Origin of the sequence: Achromobacter sp. Marseille-Q4954 (genome assembly GCF_943737025.1) — a bacterium.
In the GTDB taxonomy this organism is placed as follows: Bacteria; Pseudomonadota; Gammaproteobacteria; order Burkholderiales; family Burkholderiaceae_B; genus Achromobacter; species Achromobacter bronchisepticus_A.
Map to the genome: position 1 here is coordinate 1433018 of NZ_CALSFQ010000002.1, position 16649 is coordinate 1449666.

17 protein-coding genes are annotated in these 16649 nt (G+C 68.7%); 7 read left to right on the top strand and 10 right to left on the bottom strand.

Annotation, left to right across the window (positions count from 1 at the left end; genetic code table 11):
* The first annotated feature begins 37 nt into the window (after window positions 1–37).
* The 4 genes from NGK62_RS24645 (at window position 38) to NGK62_RS24660 (ending at window position 4211) form a co-directional block, all read left to right on the top strand.
* Complete coding sequence (locus tag NGK62_RS24645) at window positions 38–1537, top strand: MFS transporter (RefSeq protein WP_251880745.1); 1500 nt, start codon at window positions 38–40, stop codon at window positions 1535–1537.
* Window positions 1538–1563: 26 nt separating this feature from the next.
* Window positions 1564–2829 (top strand): N-carbamyl-l-glutamate amidohydrolase ErtE, encoded by a 1266-nt coding sequence (gene ertE / locus NGK62_RS24650; RefSeq protein WP_251880747.1) that lies wholly within the window; start codon window positions 1564–1566, stop codon window positions 2827–2829.
* A 111-nt stretch (window positions 2830–2940) separates the two neighbouring features.
* Complete coding sequence (locus NGK62_RS24655; RefSeq protein ID WP_042793046.1) at window positions 2941–3276, top strand: thioredoxin family protein; 336 nt, start codon at window positions 2941–2943, stop codon at window positions 3274–3276.
* The gene (locus NGK62_RS24660) at window positions 3273–4211 is read left to right on the top strand and encodes a DMT family transporter (RefSeq protein ID WP_118933765.1); all 939 of its coding nucleotides are present in this window, start codon (window positions 3273–3275) and stop codon (window positions 4209–4211) included. Before NGK62_RS24655 ends, NGK62_RS24660 begins: the two co-directional genes overlap by 4 nt.
* A gap of 11 nt (window positions 4212–4222) precedes the next feature.
* On the opposite strand, the gene NGK62_RS24665 is transcribed toward NGK62_RS24660, so the two are convergent.
* Together NGK62_RS24665 and NGK62_RS24670 are read right to left on the bottom strand one after the other, a co-directional pair.
* Entirely contained in the window at window positions 4223–5122 is a 900-nt protein-coding gene (locus tag NGK62_RS24665) for a DMT family transporter (protein ID WP_059380251.1), read from the bottom strand.
* A complete protein-coding gene (locus tag NGK62_RS24670; RefSeq protein ID WP_059380252.1) occupies window positions 5113–5841 on the bottom strand; it encodes a GNAT family N-acetyltransferase in 729 nt (242 codons plus the stop codon). The genes NGK62_RS24665 and NGK62_RS24670 overlap by 10 nt, the downstream gene beginning before the upstream one ends.
* Before the next feature lie 123 nt (window positions 5842–5964).
* Between NGK62_RS24670 and pdxR the strand changes: the two genes are divergently transcribed.
* A complete protein-coding gene (gene pdxR / locus NGK62_RS24675) occupies window positions 5965–7443 on the top strand; it encodes a MocR-like pyridoxine biosynthesis transcription factor PdxR (RefSeq protein ID WP_251880749.1) in 1479 nt (492 codons plus the stop codon).
* On the opposite strand, the gene NGK62_RS24680 is transcribed toward pdxR, so the two are convergent.
* From NGK62_RS24680 to NGK62_RS24700, 5 genes are read right to left on the bottom strand one after another with little or no spacing between them, the layout of a single operon-like run.
* Window positions 7418–7909 (bottom strand): MaoC family dehydratase, encoded by a 492-nt coding sequence (locus NGK62_RS24680; RefSeq protein ID WP_251880751.1) that lies wholly within the window; start codon window positions 7907–7909, stop codon window positions 7418–7420. The two genes, pdxR and NGK62_RS24680, sit on opposite strands and share 26 nt — an antisense overlap.
* 7 nt (window positions 7910–7916) lie before the next feature.
* On the bottom strand, window positions 7917–9101 hold the full coding sequence (locus NGK62_RS24685; protein ID WP_118933761.1) for an acetyl-CoA C-acyltransferase family protein: 1185 nt from the start codon (window positions 9099–9101) through the stop codon (window positions 7917–7919).
* Entirely contained in the window at window positions 9080–9982 is a 903-nt protein-coding gene (locus NGK62_RS24690) for an SDR family NAD(P)-dependent oxidoreductase (RefSeq protein ID WP_251880753.1), read from the bottom strand. Before NGK62_RS24690 ends, NGK62_RS24685 begins: the two co-directional genes overlap by 22 nt.
* 23 nt (window positions 9983–10005) lie before the next feature.
* A complete protein-coding gene (locus NGK62_RS24695; protein ID WP_251880755.1) occupies window positions 10006–11262 on the bottom strand; it encodes a CaiB/BaiF CoA transferase family protein in 1257 nt (418 codons plus the stop codon).
* Window positions 11263–11276: 14 nt separating this feature from the next.
* Complete coding sequence (locus NGK62_RS24700) at window positions 11277–12254, bottom strand: Bug family tripartite tricarboxylate transporter substrate binding protein (protein WP_251880756.1); 978 nt, start codon at window positions 12252–12254, stop codon at window positions 11277–11279.
* Between the two features lie 97 nt (window positions 12255–12351).
* Between NGK62_RS24700 and NGK62_RS24705 the strand changes: the two genes are divergently transcribed.
* Window positions 12352–13314 carry a LysR family transcriptional regulator gene (locus NGK62_RS24705; RefSeq protein WP_223124322.1) on the top strand — a complete coding sequence of 321 codons (963 nt, stop codon included), beginning with the start codon at window positions 12352–12354 and terminating at the stop codon, window positions 13312–13314.
* On the opposite strand, the gene NGK62_RS24710 is transcribed toward NGK62_RS24705, so the two are convergent.
* Both NGK62_RS24710 and NGK62_RS24715 read right to left on the bottom strand, forming a co-directional pair.
* Window positions 13285–13581 (bottom strand): hypothetical protein, encoded by a 297-nt coding sequence (locus NGK62_RS24710; protein WP_059380259.1) that lies wholly within the window; start codon window positions 13579–13581, stop codon window positions 13285–13287. The genes NGK62_RS24705 and NGK62_RS24710 overlap by 30 nt on opposite strands.
* A complete protein-coding gene (locus NGK62_RS24715) occupies window positions 13581–14213 on the bottom strand; it encodes a LysE family translocator (protein ID WP_059380273.1) in 633 nt (210 codons plus the stop codon). Before NGK62_RS24715 ends, NGK62_RS24710 begins: the two co-directional genes overlap by 1 nt.
* 151 nt (window positions 14214–14364) lie before the next feature.
* On the opposite strand from NGK62_RS24715, the gene NGK62_RS24720 reads away from it, so the two are divergent.
* A complete protein-coding gene (locus tag NGK62_RS24720; protein ID WP_059380260.1) occupies window positions 14365–15180 on the top strand; it encodes a DUF72 domain-containing protein in 816 nt (271 codons plus the stop codon).
* A gap of 6 nt (window positions 15181–15186) precedes the next feature.
* On the opposite strand, the gene gorA is transcribed toward NGK62_RS24720, so the two are convergent.
* Window positions 15187–16545 carry a glutathione-disulfide reductase gene (gene gorA, locus NGK62_RS24725; protein WP_118933756.1) on the bottom strand — a complete coding sequence of 453 codons (1359 nt, stop codon included), beginning with the start codon at window positions 16543–16545 and terminating at the stop codon, window positions 15187–15189.
* Window positions 16546–16649: the final 104 nt, after the last annotated feature.

A 16649-nucleotide genomic window follows, 5' to 3' on the forward strand; every position in this document is an offset into this window, starting at 1 on the left:
TCGACGCCTATCCCGGCTATTCCAACCTGATTCGTCGATGCCTTCTTCTTCCTCAGTTCCTGTCTCCCCGGGCTGGACCGTGCTTGCCGTCTGCACGGCCGCCCTCATCCTGCCCTTGAGCTTTTCCGGCGGCGCCGTCGCCACGCCCGCCATCGGCCGCGACCTGGGCGGCGGCGCCCAGGCGCTCGGCTGGATCACCAACGCCTTCATGCTGAGCTTCGGCAGCCTGCTGATGGCGGCGGGCACGCTGGCCGATGCCTATGGCCGCAAGCGCCTGTTCGTGTCCGGCGTGGCCTTGTTCGCGCTGGTATCGGTTGCGCTGGCGCTCGCTCCCACGGTGGCCTGGCTGGACGGCCTGCGCGCGCTGCAAGGCGCGGGCGCCGCCGCGGCCCTGGCCGGCGGCTCGGCGTCCCTGGCCCACGCCTGCCCGGGCCCGGCGCGCACCCGTGCATTCGGCCTGCTCGGCGCCAGTTTCGGCGCGGGCCTGGCGCTGGGGCCGATGCTGGCCGGCCTGCTGATCGACAGCCTGGGGTGGCGCTCGGTCTTTCTGTCGAGCGCCGCGGTCGGCGCGCTGGCGCTGGCCGTCGCCCTGCCCCGGATGCAGGAATCGCGGGACCCGCAAGCGGGCCCGCTGGACTGGGCCGGCAGCCTGACCTTCACCTGCGCGTTGGCGCTCTTGACCTGGGGCATCCTGGAAACGCCCGCCGCGCGCGACGCGTCGGCGCTCGCCTGGAAGCTGCTGGCGGCGGCGGCGCTGTGCCTGCTGGCCTTCGTGGCAATCGAGCGGCGCGTGCGCCGGCCGATGCTGGACCTGGCGCTGTTGCGCTATCCGCGCTTTGTCGGCGTGCAGATGCTGCCCGTGGCCACCTGCTATTGCTATGTGGTGCTGCTGGTGCTGCTGCCGATCCGCTTCATCGGCATCGAGGGGCGCGGCGAAGCCGGCGCGGGACTGGCGATGGCGGCCCTGTCCGCGCCGCTGCTCTTCATGCCGGCGGTCGCCGTCTGGACCACGCGCTGGATGAGCGCGGGCCGTAGCTGCGCGCTGGGCCTGCTTGCCGCCGCCCTGGGCCTGTATTGGCTCAGCCGCATCGGCGTCGCACAGCCGGCCCAGGCCGCGCTCTGGCCGATGCTGCTGATCGGCGCGGGCACCGGCCTGCCCTGGGGCCTGATGGACGGCCTCTCGATGAGCGTCGCGCCGCCCGAGCGCGCGGGCATGGCCGCCGGCATCTTCAGCACCACCCGCGTGGCCGGAGAAGGCATCGCGCTGGCCAGCGTCAACGCCTTGCTGACCTTGTTGGTCGCCCACCGGCTCGGCGCGGATCCAGGCGCCGCCGCGCAATACCTCGCGGCCGGCGACATGGCGCAGGCCCTGGCCCACCTGCCCGACGCGGGTCCGGCGCTGCTGCGCCAGGCTTATGACGAGGCCTTCCGCCAACTGCTGCACGCGCTGATCGCGATCACCCTGGCCTGCGCCGCCGTGGTGGCGCTGTTCCTGGATGCGCCGCGCAGCCAGACGCTGCAGGCACGCATGCCATAATTCCTGGCGCAATTTCAGGAAGTCTCATGCCACACGCTTTTCCTCCCCTGAACGCCGAGCGCCTCTGGGCCCGCGTCGAAACCCTTTCCCGCTACACCCTGCCCGAGGTCCCCTGGACCCGCCGCGCGTTCTCGCCGCTGTTCGACGAAGCCCGCGCCTGGCTGCGCAGCGAATTCGAGGCCGCGGGCCTCACCACCCGCCTGGACGCCGGCGGCAACCTGATAGGCACGCTGGCCGGGCGCGACCCGGCGCGCAAGCCCATCGCCACCGGCTCGCACTGCGACACGGTCATGGCCGGGGGCCGTTTCGACGGCATCATCGGCGTGCTGGCCGGCATCGAAGTCGCCCACACCTTGCGCGAACAGGGCGTGCAGCTGGAACACCCCTTCGAGGTCATCGACTTCCTGTCCGAGGAGCCCAGCGACTACGGCATTTCCTGTGTCGGCAGTCGCGCCCTCTGCGGCCAGCTCACGCCCGACATGCTGACCGCCCGCAACCCCGAGGGCGAAACGCTGGCGGCCGGCATCGCCCGCATCGGCGGCGACCCGTCGGCGCTGGGCGCGCCGCTGCGCGCTGCCGATGGCACCGCGGCGTTCGTGGAACTGCATATCGAACAAGGTCCGGTGCTGGAAAGCCGCGGCCTGCCCATCGGCGTGGTCACCAACATCGTCGGCATCCGCCGCGTGCTGATCACGGTGGAAGGCCAGCCCGACCATGCCGGCACCACGCCCATGGACATCCGCCGCGACGCCCTGGTGGGCGCGGCCCGCATCATCGATGCCGCCCACCGCCAGGCCAGCGCCGCCAGCGGCAATCCGCATTACGTGGTCGCCACCGTGGGCCGCCTGTCCATGACGCCCAACGCCGCCAACGCGGTGCCGGGCCGCGTCGAACTGACGCTGGAAATGCGCAGCGACAGCGACGCCGTGCTGGACGCCTTCCCCGAGACCCTGATGGCCGGCGTGGCCACGGACCTGACCGCGCTGCGCCTGTCCGCAAGCTTCACCCAGCTGAGCCGCGCGCGGCCCACCGACTGCACGCCGCTGGTGATGGACGCGGTGCAGGCCGCCGCCGACCAGCTGGGCTACGCCTCCATGCGCCTGCCCAGCGGCGCGGGCCACGACGCGGTCTACATGGCGCCCACCGGCCCCATCGGCATGATCTTCATTCCTTGCCTGAACGGCCGCAGCCATTGCCCGGAAGAGTGGATCGAACCCGCGCAGCTGCTGGACGGCACCCGCGTGCTGTACCAGTCGGTGCTGGAACTGGACCGCAAGCTGCGCGCCGGCTGAGGCCGGGGCGTCCCTGCCAGGTCCGCGGGTATCTCCCGCCCACGGGCGGGGCGCTGCCATAATGGGCGCCTCGCGCCGCGACCGGCGCCCCTCTCCCGCCTTGCCCGCCCCATGGAACAGATAGAACTCAACGACAGCACCGCCGACCGCTACCTGCTGGACGCGCCCGGGCTGTCCCTGCTGGTCTTCCACAGCCGCACCTGCGGCACCTGCCGCATCGCCCGCGAACAACTGCCGCAGCTGGAGCTGCCCGTGGAACGCGTGTGCTGGGTCGATGCCGGCGACAACCGCGGCCTGGTCGAACGCTACGAAGTCTTCCACCTGCCCGCCATGTTCGTGACCCGCGACGGCGCCTTCTTCGGCCCGGTGCAATCGACGCTGGCGGAATGGGACCTGCGCCAGCAGATCGGGCTGGCCCTGGACAGCTACCCCGCCGAACTGCCGTGAGCGCCGCCAAGCCCCTGCGCCAGCCGCTGGACGGACTGGCGACCGGCGCCATGCTGCTCTTGTGCGTCTGCTGGGGCTTCCAGCAGATCGCCATCAAGCTGGTGGCCGCGGACGTGTCGCCCATCATGCAGATCGGACTGCGCTCGACGTTCGCGGCGCTGGTCCTGGCCGTGGCAGTGTGGCGGCGCGAAGGCCTGCGCGCCGTCATGGACGGCACGGCGCTGCCCGGCCTGATCGTGGGCCTGCTGTTCGCCGGGGAATTCCTGTTCGTGGCGCAGGGCCTGGTCTACACCACCGCCTCGCACATGTCTGTGTTCCTCTACACCGCGCCCATCTTCGCCGCGCTGGGGCTGCACTGGCTGCTGCCCGAAGAACGCCTGAAGCCGCTGCAATGGGTCGGCGTGGCCATCGCCTTCTGCGGCATCGCCGTGGCCTTCCTGGGCAAGGGCCAGCCCGCGGGCTCCGACGCCGCTCCCAACATGCTGCTGGGCGATGCGATGGGACTGCTGGCCGGCCTGTTCTGGGGCGCCACCACCGTGGCGATCCGCAAGACCTCGCTGTCCGAAGCCGCGCCCGCCAAGACGCTGTTCTACCAGATGGCGGTCGCGGCCATCACCCTGCTGGCGTACGCCGCGGCCACCGGCAACGCCGGTTTTCGTTATACGCAGGCGGCGGTGCTCAGCGTCGCCTTCCAGTCCGTGGTGGTGGCACTGTCCAGCTATCTGGCCTGGTTCTGGCTGCTGCGCCGCTACCTGGCTTCGCGCCTGTCCGTCCTGTCGTTCATGACGCCGCTGTTCGGCGTGAGCTTCGGCGTGCTCATCCTGGACGAACCGCTGGACGCCGGCTTTGTGCTGGGCGCCCTGCTGGTGCTGGCCGGCATCACCCTGGTGAGTGGCGCCGAACTGCTGCGCGAGAAGCTGCGGCGCGCACGCTGAACCGCCCGCGCCTATGGCCTGGATCGCGGCGCGGGCGCCGCGCCCAGGTTCAGCACGATCAGCGCGGCGCCGCCCAGCACCAGGGCGAACCCCCACCAGTCCAAAGCCGCGGGCCGGTCGCCCACCAGCGCCATCGCGCCCAGCACTCCCACCACCGGCACCATCAATGTGGTCAGCGCGGCCACCGTGGCGCTGACGCGCTCGCTCAGCACGAACCAGAGCCAGTACGCGACGGCGGTGCCCAGGATGATGTGGAACGACAACGCCGCCACCACGCGGCCGTTCCAGCCCTGCGTGGGAAACGATTCGCCCGCGATCAGCATGCCGCCCAGCGCGCAGGCCGCACCCACCGCCAACTGCCAGGCCGTGACGACGATGCGGTCGCCGGCCACCGGCCAGCCCTTCAGGTAGACCGTGCCGGCAGCCCAGCCGAAAGCCGCCACCAGCGGAAATACCAGACCCTTGGCCGCGGCCGCGTCGTGTTCGCCGAAGACCGCGCGCAGCACCGGCCAGGCCAGGATGGACACTCCCGCCGCGCCCAGCAGCAGCGCCAGCGCCCGGCGCCGATCCAGGCGTTCGCCCAGTACCGCCCAGGCCAGCAGGGCCGACATCATGGGCATGGTGAAGGTCAGCACCGCCGCGCGCGAGGTGCTGGTGCTGAGCTGCGCCCAAGCCACCAGCAGGTTGAAGGCCGCGACGGCAAGCAAGCCGCCCACGATGATGCCGCGCCACGACTCGCGCGGCGGCAGCAAGCTGACCCGCTTGGCGCGCGCCAGCAGCAACAGCAATACCGCGCCGCTGCCCAGGCCGAGCAGGCGCAGCGTGAACGGCGGGAAGATCGACAGGATGATCTTCACCGCCGGCCAGTTCAGACCCCAGAACAGGGCCAGCGCAATCGGGATCAGGCGCACGCGGCGCGCGCCTCGGCCGTCAGCTCGGACAGGCCCTGGCGCTGGCGCCCTTGCGCGTCGAAGTTGTCCGGGCTCAGCCAGCGTTCATAAGCGGCGCGCAGCGCGGGCCAGTCGCCGTCGACCATCGCGAACCAGGCCGTGTCGCGGCTGCGGCCCTTGTACACCGTGGCCTGGCGGAAGATGCCCTCGAACTGGAATCCGAGGCGGGCGGCGGCCGCGCGCGACGGCGCGTTCAGGCTGTCGCACTTCCATTCGTAGCGGCGATAGCCCAGCTCATCGAAGGCGCGGCGCATCAGCAGGAACTGGGCCTCGGTGGCGATGCGGGTGCGCTTGAGCTGGCGCGAGAACGACACGAAGCCGACTTCGATCGCGCCGTTGGCCGGGTCGATGCGCATCAGCGCCAGCGTGCCGATGGCGCGGCCCGTTTCCAGGTCGATGATGGCGTGGTGCAAGGGATCGTTGCCGGCCTGCGCCTTCTCGGCAAATTGGCGGTAGGCCGCCAGGTCTGCGAACGGCCCCACCGACATATAGGTCCAGTCGCTGTCATCCGGCGCCTGGCTGAACGCGTGATACAGATCCTCGGCGTGGCGCTCGGCCGACAGCGGCTCCAGCCGGCAATAGCGGCCGACGATGGGCGTCAGGGGCGGACGCGGGCGCGTGGTCCAGCCCGTCATGTCCGGGCCGATGGGTTGCTGGTAGGCGTTGACGCGGGGTTGCATGCTACGGGGCCTCTTCAGGTTGGCGCGCCGCCCAAAGGGACGGACGCAGTACGCATGCCCTCACGATATCGGAATCGTGGCATCATAAAAAGCACCACGATCCCGAATTTTAATAGGGCCAAGATGAACACCCCCGCCCTGCTGTCCAGCCCGCTCACGCGCGGCCCAGGCGCGCTGCCGCGCCAGCGCCAGCTGATCCAGCGCCTCAAGCAGGCCATCCTGGCCGGCCAACTGCCGGCGGGCGGCAAGCTGCCTTCGTCGCGCGCCCTGTCCGAGGAACTGGCCATCTCGCGCAACACGGTGCTGATCGCCTACGAGCAACTGACGGCCGAAGGCTACGTGATCGCCGACCGCCAGGGCACGCGGGTCGCGCCCCTGTCGGCCGCCGCGGCCATCGCCGCCAAGCGCGCGACACCGCCCACGGACCAGCCCTCGCTGACGGCCAAGCGGCTGACGCGCATCGTCTCCACGCGCTACGCCCATGACGGGTCGCTGCCCATGACGCCCGGCACCCCGGCGCTGACGCAATTCCCAATAAGCGCCTGGCGCCGCGCGCAGGACCACGCGCTGCAAGCGGCGCCCGCCACCGCCCTGGGCTACGGCCATCCGGTAGGCGAACCCGCCCTGCGCGAAGCCATCGCCCAATACCTGCGCGTGTCGCGCGGCGTGCGCTGCGACGCCTCGCGCATCGTCATCACCGAAGGCGCCCAGGGCGCGCTGGCGCTGTGCGTGCAGCTGCTGACCAACCCCGGCGACACCGCCTGGCTGGAAGACCCCGGCTACCGCGGCGCCAAGTCCGCCTTCCATGGCGGCGACCTGGACGTGGTGGCCATGCGCGTCGACGCGGATGGCATCGTGATCCCCGAAAGCGCCTGGCAGGAACGTCCGCCCCGCCTCATCCAGACCACGCCGTCGCACCAGTACCCCACGGGCGCGGTGCTGTCCTTGCCGCGCCGCCTGGGCCTGATCGAACGCGCCCGCCAGGCCGGCGCCTGGATCATCGAAGACGATTACGACAGCGAATTCCGCCATCAAGGCGAACCCATCGCCGCGATGCAAGGCCTGGTCGAAGACGCGCCGGTGCTCTACGTGGGCACCTTCAGCAAGACCATGTTCCCGGCGCTGCGCCTGGGCTTCCTGGTGCTGCCCGAAGCCATCGCCGCGCAGGCAATGCCGTCCATCATCGAGATGCTGCGCGGCGGCCACCGGCTGGAACAGCTGACCATGGCGGCCTTCATGGAAAACGGCCAGTTCTCGCGCCACCTGGGCCGCATGCGGCGCCTGTACCGCGAACGCCAGGGAGCGCTGCGCGAGGCGCTGGCGGCGCATCTGGGGATCGAACACGAGGTCCTGGGCGGACATTCCGGGCTGCATCTGACGGTGCGCCTGCCTGCCGCGTATTCCGACCGGGAGATCGTGGAGCAGGCACGCAAGATCGGCATGAATCCGGGCGCGTTGTCGTCGTTTGCGGTGGCGCCGCGGGCGGAAGATAACGGCCTGGTGATCGGATACGGCAACACCGGGGCCGAGCGGTTCGCGGGCCTGGTGCGCAGGCTCCGCGACGTGGCGCTGGGCCTCAAGGGCTCCCGTAGCGGACCATGATCAGCCAGTCGGCGTGCACCGACGGCCTGGGCGTCCCCTCGGCCTGGATCGCGACCTTCCAGGCGCAGCGAGCCACGCCTGTGCCGTTCTCCACGACCTCGGCCAAGGAAAAGCTGGCGGCCACGCGCGTGCCGGAAACCACCGGCGCGGTGAAGCGGACCTTGTCGAATCCGTAGTTCAGCAACATCGCCGCGCCCGGAAAGGCGATGCAGCTGTTCTGCCAGTGCGTCAGCAGCGACAGCGCCAGAAAGCCATGCGCGATGGTGTCGCCGTAAGGGGATTCCGCCTGCGCGCGCAACCGGTCCACATGGATCCACTGCGTATCGAGCGTGACCTGCGCGAACCGGTCGATCATGCCCTGATCGATCAGCAGCGCATCGGAAACAATGGGAGGCTGCCCCACGGCGTCCAGCAAAGACTGGACCGAGCCGAACGGCAGCGGAGAGGCAACAGGATTGTGTGTCATGGCGACTTCAGATGCGTTCGAAAATTGCGGCGATGCCCTGCCCGCCGCCTATGCACATGGTGACCAGCGCATACCGTCCGCCAATGCGCTCGAGTTCGTGCAAGGCCTTGACCGCGATAATCGCGCCCGTGGCGCCCACCGGATGCCCCAACGCGATGCCCGACCCGTTGGGATTGACCTTGGCCGGATCCAGATCCAGTTCGCGCGCCACCGCGCAGGCCTGCGCCGCGAAGGCCTCGTTGGACTCGATCACATCCATATCGGCGGCGGACAAGCCCGCTTTGGCCAGGGCGCAGCGCACGGCGGGAACCGGGCCCATGCCCATGTAGCGCGGGTCCACGCCGGCATGGGCATAGGCAAGCAGGCGGGCCATGGGACGCGCGCCACGGGCCAGCGCCTCAGAACGTTCCATCAGCACCAGCGCGGCCGCGCCGTCATTGATGCCGGACGAGTTGCCCGCCGTGACCGTGCCATCGTCGGAAGAAAATACGGGTCTGAGGGCGGCAAGCTCCGACGGCGCGATATCGGCGCGGACGTGCTCGTCCCGCGCGAACACGACGGGCTTGCGGCCGGGTGTCGTGATGGCCACGAGCTGCGCGTCGAAGCGGCCTTCGGCCGTGGCGCGCGCGGCGCGGCGGTGGCTCTCCAGCGCCAGCGCATCCTGCGCGTCCCGCGTAATGCCGTAGCGCCTGGCGACGTTTTCCGCCGTGACGCCCATGTGGATGCGGTGGAACGGATCATGCAAGGCGCCCAGCAGCATATCGGTCATCGGCGCATCGCCCATGCGCGCGCCAAAACGCAGCGCCGATGTGGCGTACGGCGCGCGCGACATGCTCTCGGCGCCGCCCGCCACCGCGACCTTGCAGTCACCAAGCAGGATGGATTGCGCCGCGGAAACGACCGCCTGCAATCCCGAACCGCACAAGCGGTTGACGTTGAATGCCGGCGTGCCGTCGGCGCAACCGGCCTCGATCGCCGCCACCCGGGACAGGTACAGGTCACGCGCTTCGGTGGTGATGACCTGGCCGAAGCAGACGTGCTCGACCTGCGCAGGCGCAAGGCCTGCGCGCGCCACGGCGGCCTTCAGCACCTCGGCGGCCAGCGCCGTGGGCGGGACGTCCTTCAAGCTCTTGCCGAAACTGCCGATGGCCGTGCGCACGCCCGACAGGACTACAACTTCTCGGTTTCGCATGCCTGGGCCTTGGCGATCTCGTGGCGCAACTGGTCGAAACCAGTGGCGGGAACGGTTTCTTGCGCGCGGTCGGAAACCTCGTCCAGGCGGTCGATCAGTGCCTGGGCGGACAAGTCCGCGCCGTTCAGGTGGATACCGCGGGTCATGGTGATGTGGGCCTGCTCGAAACTGCCCGCGCCCGCCATCAGGATGGTCCGGGTCGGCGCGTTTTCCGTCACCAGGGCAACCAGGGCGGGACTGACCGAGCCCGGCGTCAACACGGCCAGCGCCTGCTCGTCGAGCAGGCCTTCGGTCATGGCCGTGGCAGCCGTCGGCGCCAGGCAATTCACGCGCACGCCGTAGCGTTCCCCTTCAAGGGCCAGGGTCTGCATCAAGCCGACCAGCGCCATCTTCGCCGCGCCGTAATTGGCCTGGCCGAAGTTGCCGTAAAGCCCGGAGGACGACGTGGTCATGACGATGCGGCCGTAGTTCTGTTCACGCATGGCGTTCCACACCGCCTGGGTGCAGTGCACCGCGCCCATCAGATGGACCTCCATCACGAGCCGGAAGTCCTCCAGGCTCATCTTGGCGAACGTCTTGTCGCGCAGGATGCCTGCATTGTTGACCAGGATGTCGACGCGCCCCCATCTTGCGATGGCCGCCTGCACCATCGCCTCGACCTGCTGCGGCTGGGTCACGTCGGCGCCATGCGCCATGGCATCCCCGCCTGCCGCGCGGATCGCGTCCACCACGGCCTGGGCCGGCGCGTCCGGCTGGTCCGCGCCCATGTCGTTGACCAGCACCTGGGCGCCGTGCTGCGCAAGCTCCAGCGCATGCGAGCGGCCCAATCCACGCCCGGCTCCGGTCACGATGGCGACGCGGCCTTGCAAAAGTTGAGTCATAGAGTCTCCGGATGAATGGTTGTTCAGGGGATCAGGGGAAGCGCGGTGTCGGCCTGGGTCCGCAGGACGCCGGCGCGCTCGAGCTCGGCAATCGCGGCGTCGTCCAGGCCCACTCGCCTGAGCACCTCGCGCGTACCCTCGCCCAGCGCGGGAGCACCTGCCTTGGTCGGACCGCCGTCCTGCTCGAAGGCAAAGCCTAGCCCATGCGTGCGCAGTTCGCGTCCACCCTGGTGAAAACGATGATCAGGCAGGCTCACGCAGCCGGTGACGTCCGCCTCGTCGAGGAACTCCTCGAGCTTTCTCACCTTGGCCGCGGGCACGCCGGCCTGGCTGAGCAGGTCCTCGAGCTGCGCGGCGCTGCGGGTCGAAAACGCGGCTCTCAACTGTTGCACCACGTACTCGCGGTCGTTCGGCACCACGAATCCGTTGGGCAGGTTGAAGGCTTCCAGATCCAGCGCCCTGGCGTCGCCGCATAGTGCTTCCACCCCAATGGCGGCGGTGAGCTTGCGGAATTGTTCCGGCGTGTTCGCGGCCACCGCCAGCCAGCCGTCGGCGCAGCGGTAGGTGTCGGCGGCGGGACTGCCGGTGTAGCCCCGATTGCCGACCCTGCGCGTCGGCGTGCCGTCGCTCAGGTAGGCGCAGGTATTGGTGTACATCAGCGCCAGCGAGGCCTGGACCATGGACGCGTCGATGTACTGGCCAGCGCCTTCGCGCAACCTGCGGTGCAGCGCCGACACGATGGACAGCGCGCCCAGCATGCCCACCGCCACGTCGATCACCGGGAAACCCACTTTCAGCGGCGGCGCGTCGTCACCCTCGCCCGACATCATCATCATGCCGGTCATCGCCTGGACCACATGGTCGTAAGCGCCGCGCTGCGACCAGGCCCCTTGCTGGCCGAAGCCCGAGATGGAGCAGTACACGATGTCGGGCTTGACCGCCTTGATCGAGGCGTAATCCAGCCCGTAACGCGCCACCACGCCGGGCCTGAAGTTTTCGATGAACACATCGGCCGAGGCGGCCAGCGAGCGCAGCAAGTCCGCCCCCTGCCGGGTCCGGATGTCCAGCGCCAGCGATTGCTTGCCGGCGTTGATGGCCGCGAAGCCGGTGGGCGTGTCGGTGTCGACGCCGTTCTTCATCGAACGCAGGACTTCGCCCGCCAGCGGCGGTTCGACCTTGATGACTTCGGCGCCCAGCTGCGCCAGATAGAAGGAAGCGAGAGGACCGGCGATCACGTGCGACAGGTCGAGCACGCGTACGCCTTCGAGAGGCTTGGCCATAAGTTTCCTGCGGATCAGCCGGCGGTGATGCCGGTCAGTTTGATGATTTCGGCCCATTTGCGGGCTTCGGCGCGCACGAACGACGCGGCGGCTTGCGGGCTGTCGCTATGCATCACGCTGACGCCGGCCGCCTCGAAATTGCTCTTCACGCCCGGATCCTTGAGCGAAGCCGTGGTCGCGCCATAGAGCTTGTCGACCACCTCGGCGCTCGATTTGCGCGGCAGCCAGAAGGCGAACCAGAATTCCTGGACCGCCAGATCGCTGCCCAGGATCTCCCGCAGCGTGGGCACGCCGGCAAGCTCCGCCATGGGTTCGCGGCTGGTCACGGCCAGCGCGCGCAGCCGGCCGCCCTGCACCTGCGGAACGGCGGTCCCGGCAATAGCGAAGGCGAAATCCGTGTCGCCGCGCAGCAGAGAGGTCGGGATCTCCACCGACCCCTTGAAGGGAACGTGCGTGGCTTCGGCGCCCAGCAGCGTGACGAAGGTCGCGCCGCCCAGATGCGCGGCCGAGCCGATGCCGCCCGAGGCGTAGTTCATCTTGCCCGGTTGCGCCTTCAGGGTGGCGATCAGATCTTGCGCCGTGCGGTAGGGCGACTTGGCAGACACGACCAGCACGCTGGGCGAGGCGCCGATTACCGTCACCGGCAGAAAGTCCTGCTCGGGATCGAACATCAGGCTGGGCTGCAGGGCTTTCTGGATCAGATGCGAGTTGGAACCCAGCAGCACGGTATAGCCGTCGGGCGCAGCCTGGGCCACGTATTGGGCGGCCAGCACGCCGCCCGCGCCCACCTTGTTCTCCACCACGATGGGCTGACCCATGCTGGCGCTGAGCACCGGGCCGAATTGGCGCACCATGATGTCGGGCCCGCCGCCCGCGGCATAGGGAACGACGACGCGCACGGCCCGCGACGGATAGCTCTCTGCGGCGTTCGCCATGGCACGGAACATCATGCCGGCGCCGAGGGCGCCCAGGCAAAAAGTACGGCGTTGCATGTTGTCTCCTTGTTATGCGGGCAGGATAGGCGATCGCAGTTAATCGAAAAATTGATATATTTTGATATAGCGATAACTTTCAGTTCTATACCTACCCATGACCGGCGCCATCGAACCCGACCATCTGGTATCCAAGCTGCGCTTCCGCCATCTGCGCATGCTGCAGGTAGTGCAGGGAACGGGCAGCCTGCGGGCCGCGAGCCAGGCGCTCAATCTGACGCAACCCGCGCTCAGCAAGGCGCTGACGGAAGTCGAAAGCGCGTTCGGCTTTGCCTTGTTCCTGCGCACCGCGCGCGGCCTGAAACCGACCGCGCAAGGAGAGGTGGTGCTGCGCGGCGCCGCGCTGTTGCTTGAAGAGCTGGGACATCTGCGCGCCGACGCCCAGACCGCCGATCGCTATGCAGCGAAGATCCGCATCGGCGCGCCTCCCTTCCTCGCGCAGACCTACCTGCGCGGCGTGGTCGAGAAGCTGGTGAACCATGCCAGGCCGATGCGCGTGCAATTGCTGGAGGAGCGCGTGCCCGCCCTGCTCCACGCGCTGGAGCTGGGCGAAATCGACGCGCTGATTTCCACTTTCCCGCTGCAGATGCTGGAATCCGGGGCGGCCGCGTTTCAGTACGTCAAATTGTTTGAAGTGCAGTTCGCGGTGATCGCGGCGGCCAGCCATCCGCTGGTCCGCGCACGGCGCGTGGACTGGACTCGCCTGGCGCGGGAACGCTGGATCATGCCGGCCGAAGGATCCATGGGCCGCAAGCTGATAGAAGACTGCTTCATCCATGCCGGTCTGCCCGCGCCGCTACCCGTGGTGGAATCAACCAGCCCCACCACCGGCGTGCAGTTCGTCGCCAGCGGCCTGGGCATCGGCATCGTGCCGGACATGGCCCTCATCCGCCACGATGTCGCGCTTGCAGGCGCGGTCAGGCAGATACGCGTGCTTCCGGAACCGCCTTCCAGCGTGGTGGCCTTGATAACCCGGAAGGGACCGGCCAACCCCCGCATCGCCCTCTTGCGGGAAGCGCTGGGAGAGGCGCTAGGCGCCCAGTCCGCCCAGCAGCAGTAGCGCCACGACCAGCCAGAACAGGAAGCCGATGATGGAACGGCGCAGCAGCGCCTTGACCGCGGCCCACAGGCACATCAGCCCCAGCACCAGCAGGATGAAATTGAAGATCGAAGGGCTCATGCCCATTGCGCCGGCCAGCCCCGAGTAGAAATCGCCGAAGGCATGGCCCAGGCCGCCCAGCAGCCACTTCAAGCCGGCGACGACGCTGCGCAGCGCCTCGCCCAGCATGCCGCCCAGGGAAGCGAAGAAACCGTCTTCGGCCTGCATCAGCGGCGATTGTCCATCAGCATGCGCACCGCCAGCCCGGCCAGCACCGTGCCCATCAGCCAGCGCTGCACCACCATCCACAAGGGGCGGCCCGCCAGGAACCCGGCGATGGAACCGGCCATGATGGCGATCAACGCATTGACCGTCAGGCTGATGGCCACCTGCGTCATGCCCAGCGCCAGCGACTGCGTGAACACGCTGCCGCGTTCGGGCTGGATGAACTGCGGCAGCAACGACACATACATGATCGCGATCTTGGGGTTGAGCAGATTGGTCACCAGCCCCATCGTGAACAGCGTGCGCGGGCTGCTCTTGGGCAGTTCGCGTACCTGGAACGGCGAACGCCCGCCCGGGCGCAGGGCCTGCCAGGCCATGTACAGCAGGTACAGCGCGCCGCCGATGCGCAGCGCGTCATAGGCGTAAGGCACCGCCATCAGCAGCGCCGTGATGCCGAAGGCCGCGCAGAGCACGTAGAAGACAAAGCCGACCGCCACGCCCCCCAGCGAAATCAGACCCGCCTGCGCGCCCTGCGAGATGGAACGGGAGACCAGGTAGATCATGTTGGGCCCGGGCGTGAGCACCATGCCCAGGGCAACCAGGGCGAACGTCATCAGATGGGTAAGGTCGGGCATGATGGGCCGGCGCGAGGCCGCGCGGAAAGTGGAAACGTGAATCCACACCTTAGCGCAAAACTGTATCGGAACAGCGAACTTCCGGCAGCGGTTTGCGGACCAGTGGCGCCGGCGATACAGTTGTCCGGTTCCCACGCCTGGAGGGCCGGACATGCCGCAAGCGCATCCTCATCCGAAAGACGGCGCCATCCGCATCGGTATCGGCGGCTGGACCTACGCCCCCTGGCGCGGCGTCTTCTACCCCGAAAACCTGCCGCACGCGCGCGAACTGGAATACGCCAGCAGCCAGCTCACCGCCATCGAGATCAACGGCACCTACTACAGCACCCAGAAGCCGGCCACCTTCGCCAAATGGCGCGATGAGACGCCCGAAGGCTTCGTCTTTTCGCTGAAGGCCTCGCGCTACGCGACCAACCGCCGCGAACTGGCGGGCGCCAAGGACTCGATCCACCGCTTCGTGCACAGCGGCATCGCCGAACTGGGTCCGAAGCTTGGGCCCATCGTCTGGCAGTTCGCGCCGACCAAGGCGTTCGATGCGGACGACTTCGCCGCCTTCCTCGCGCTGCTGCCAGACAAGGTGGACGGCTTGCCGCTGCGCCACGTGCTGGACGTGCGCCATGCCAGCTTCGCCTGCGAGGAATACCTGGAACTGGCGCGGCGCCACGGCGCAGCCACCGTCTATACGGATAGCGAGGACTACCCATCCATCGCCGACCGTACCGCCGATTTCGTCTATGCGCGGCTGATGCGCGCCAGTACCGCCTACAAAGCGGGCTACGCGCCCAAGGCGCTGGACGCCTGGGCGGACCGCCTGCGCGGCTGGGCCCGCGGCAGCCACCCGGCCGACCTGCCGCTCGCCGGCGCCCCGGAAAAGACGGCGCGGCCGGGAAATGTCTTCGCGTTCTTCATCAATGGCGCCAAGGAACTCGCGCCGCTGGCGGCGCGCGCCATGATCGAACGCCTGTAGCGCGCCCTATTGGGCGACCGGGGTGCGCAGGGTCACGAACTCTTCGGCCGCCGTGGGATGGATGCCGATGGTCTCGTCGAACACCTGCTTGGTCGCGCCGGCCTTCAGCGCGATGGCGATGCCCTGCACGATCTCGCCGGCGTCCGGACCGACCATGTGCACGCCCAGCACGCGGTCGGTCTTGGCGTCCACGATCAGCTTCATCAGCGTCTTTTCCTGCGACTCGGTCAGCGTCAGCTTCATGGGCCGGAAGCGGCTTTCGAACAGCTTGACCTCGTGCCCGGCGGCGCGCGCCTCTTCCGTCGTCATGCCCACCGTGCCGATGTTGGGCAGGCTGAACACGGCGGTCGGGATCAGCTGGTAGTCGACCTTGCGGTATTCCTCGGGACGGAACAGGCGCCGCGCCACTGCCATGCCTTCGGCCAGCGCCACGGGCGTCAGCGGCACCCGGCCGATCACGTCACCGATGGCCAGGATGGAAGGCTCGGCCGTGCGGTATTCGTCGTCCACCTCGATGAAGCCGCCCTTGCCCAGCTTGACCGCCGTGTTCTCCAGGCCCAGGTTGTCCAGCATGGGCCGGCGGCCGGTGGCGTAGAACACGCAATCGGCCTCGACCACGGAACCGTCCTTCAGGGTGGCGGCCAGCGTGCCGTCGGCCTGCTTGTCGATGCGCGTCACTTCCGAGTTGAAGCGCAGGTCGATGCCTTTCTTCACCAGCTCGTCGCGCAGATGCTCGCGCACGCCCTGGTCGAAGCCGCGCAGGAACAACGGGCCGCGGTAGACCTGCGTGGTCTGCGCGCCCATGCCGTTGAAAATGGAGGCGAATTCCACGGCGATGTAGCCGCCGCCCACCACCAGCACGCGGCGCGGCAGTTCCTTCAGGAAGAAGGCTTCGTTCGAGGTGGTGGCGTGTTCCTTGCCCGGAATGTCCGGCACCTGGGGCCAGCCGCCGGTCGCCACCAGGATATGAGCGGCGCTATGGGATTTGCCGTTGATCTCGACCGTGTGCGGATCCAGGATGCGGGCGTGGCCTTCCAGCAGGGTCACGCCGCTATTGACCAGCAAATTGCGGTAAATGCCGTTAAGACGCTCGATTTCCCGATTCTTGTTCGCGATCAGCGTGGGCCAGTCGAAACTGGGCTCGCCGGCGCTCCAGCCGAAACCGCGGGCCTGCTCGAAGTCCTCGCTGTAATGCGCGCCATAGACCAGCAGTTTCTTGGGCACGCAGCCCACGTTCACGCAGGTGCCGCCCAGGTAGCGGCTTTCCGCCACCGCCACGCGCGCGCCGAAGCCCGCGGCGAAACGCGCCGCGCGCACGCCGCCGGAGCCCGCGCCGATCACAAACAGATCAAAATCGAATGCCATGGTGTTTCCTTCGCGTCGCCTTGCGGCGCCGCGTTCACTGTCCGGGAAAGCTGTATTTAACACCACCCGGCGCTGACGCCCGGCCGCGCCCGGTTTGCAGGCGG

Bases quoted from the DNA above. Each gene is read 5' to 3' on its own strand.
- gorA (WP_118933756.1), bottom strand. From the start codon at position 16,545: ATGGCATTCGATTTTGATCTGTTTGTGATCGGCGCGGGCTCCGGCGGC.
- NGK62_RS24655 (WP_042793046.1), top strand. From the start codon at position 2,941: ATGGAACAGATAGAACTCAACGACAGCACCGCCGACCGCTACCTGCTG.
- NGK62_RS24690 (WP_251880753.1), bottom strand. From the start codon at position 9,982: ATGACTCAACTTTTGCAAGGCCGCGTCGCCATCGTGACCGGAGCCGGG.
- ertE (WP_251880747.1), top strand. From the start codon at position 1,564: ATGCCACACGCTTTTCCTCCCCTGAACGCCGAGCGCCTCTGGGCCCGC.
- NGK62_RS24700 (WP_251880756.1), bottom strand. From the start codon at position 12,254: ATGCAACGCCGTACTTTTTGCCTGGGCGCCCTCGGCGCCGGCATGATG.
- NGK62_RS24645 (WP_251880745.1), top strand. From the start codon at position 38: ATGCCTTCTTCTTCCTCAGTTCCTGTCTCCCCGGGCTGGACCGTGCTT.
- pdxR (WP_251880749.1), top strand. From the start codon at position 5,965: ATGAACACCCCCGCCCTGCTGTCCAGCCCGCTCACGCGCGGCCCAGGC.
- NGK62_RS24695 (WP_251880755.1), bottom strand. From the start codon at position 11,262: ATGGCCAAGCCTCTCGAAGGCGTACGCGTGCTCGACCTGTCGCACGTG.
- NGK62_RS24715 (WP_059380273.1), bottom strand. From the start codon at position 14,213: ATGCCCGACCTTACCCATCTGATGACGTTCGCCCTGGTTGCCCTGGGC.
- NGK62_RS24705 (WP_223124322.1), top strand. From the start codon at position 12,352: ATGACCGGCGCCATCGAACCCGACCATCTGGTATCCAAGCTGCGCTTC.
- NGK62_RS24710 (WP_059380259.1), bottom strand. From the start codon at position 13,581: ATGCAGGCCGAAGACGGTTTCTTCGCTTCCCTGGGCGGCATGCTGGGC.
- NGK62_RS24720 (WP_059380260.1), top strand. From the start codon at position 14,365: ATGCCGCAAGCGCATCCTCATCCGAAAGACGGCGCCATCCGCATCGGT.
- NGK62_RS24670 (WP_059380252.1), bottom strand. From the start codon at position 5,841: ATGCAACCCCGCGTCAACGCCTACCAGCAACCCATCGGCCCGGACATG.
- NGK62_RS24685 (WP_118933761.1), bottom strand. From the start codon at position 9,101: ATGCGAAACCGAGAAGTTGTAGTCCTGTCGGGCGTGCGCACGGCCATC.
- NGK62_RS24680 (WP_251880751.1), bottom strand. From the start codon at position 7,909: ATGACACACAATCCTGTTGCCTCTCCGCTGCCGTTCGGCTCGGTCCAG.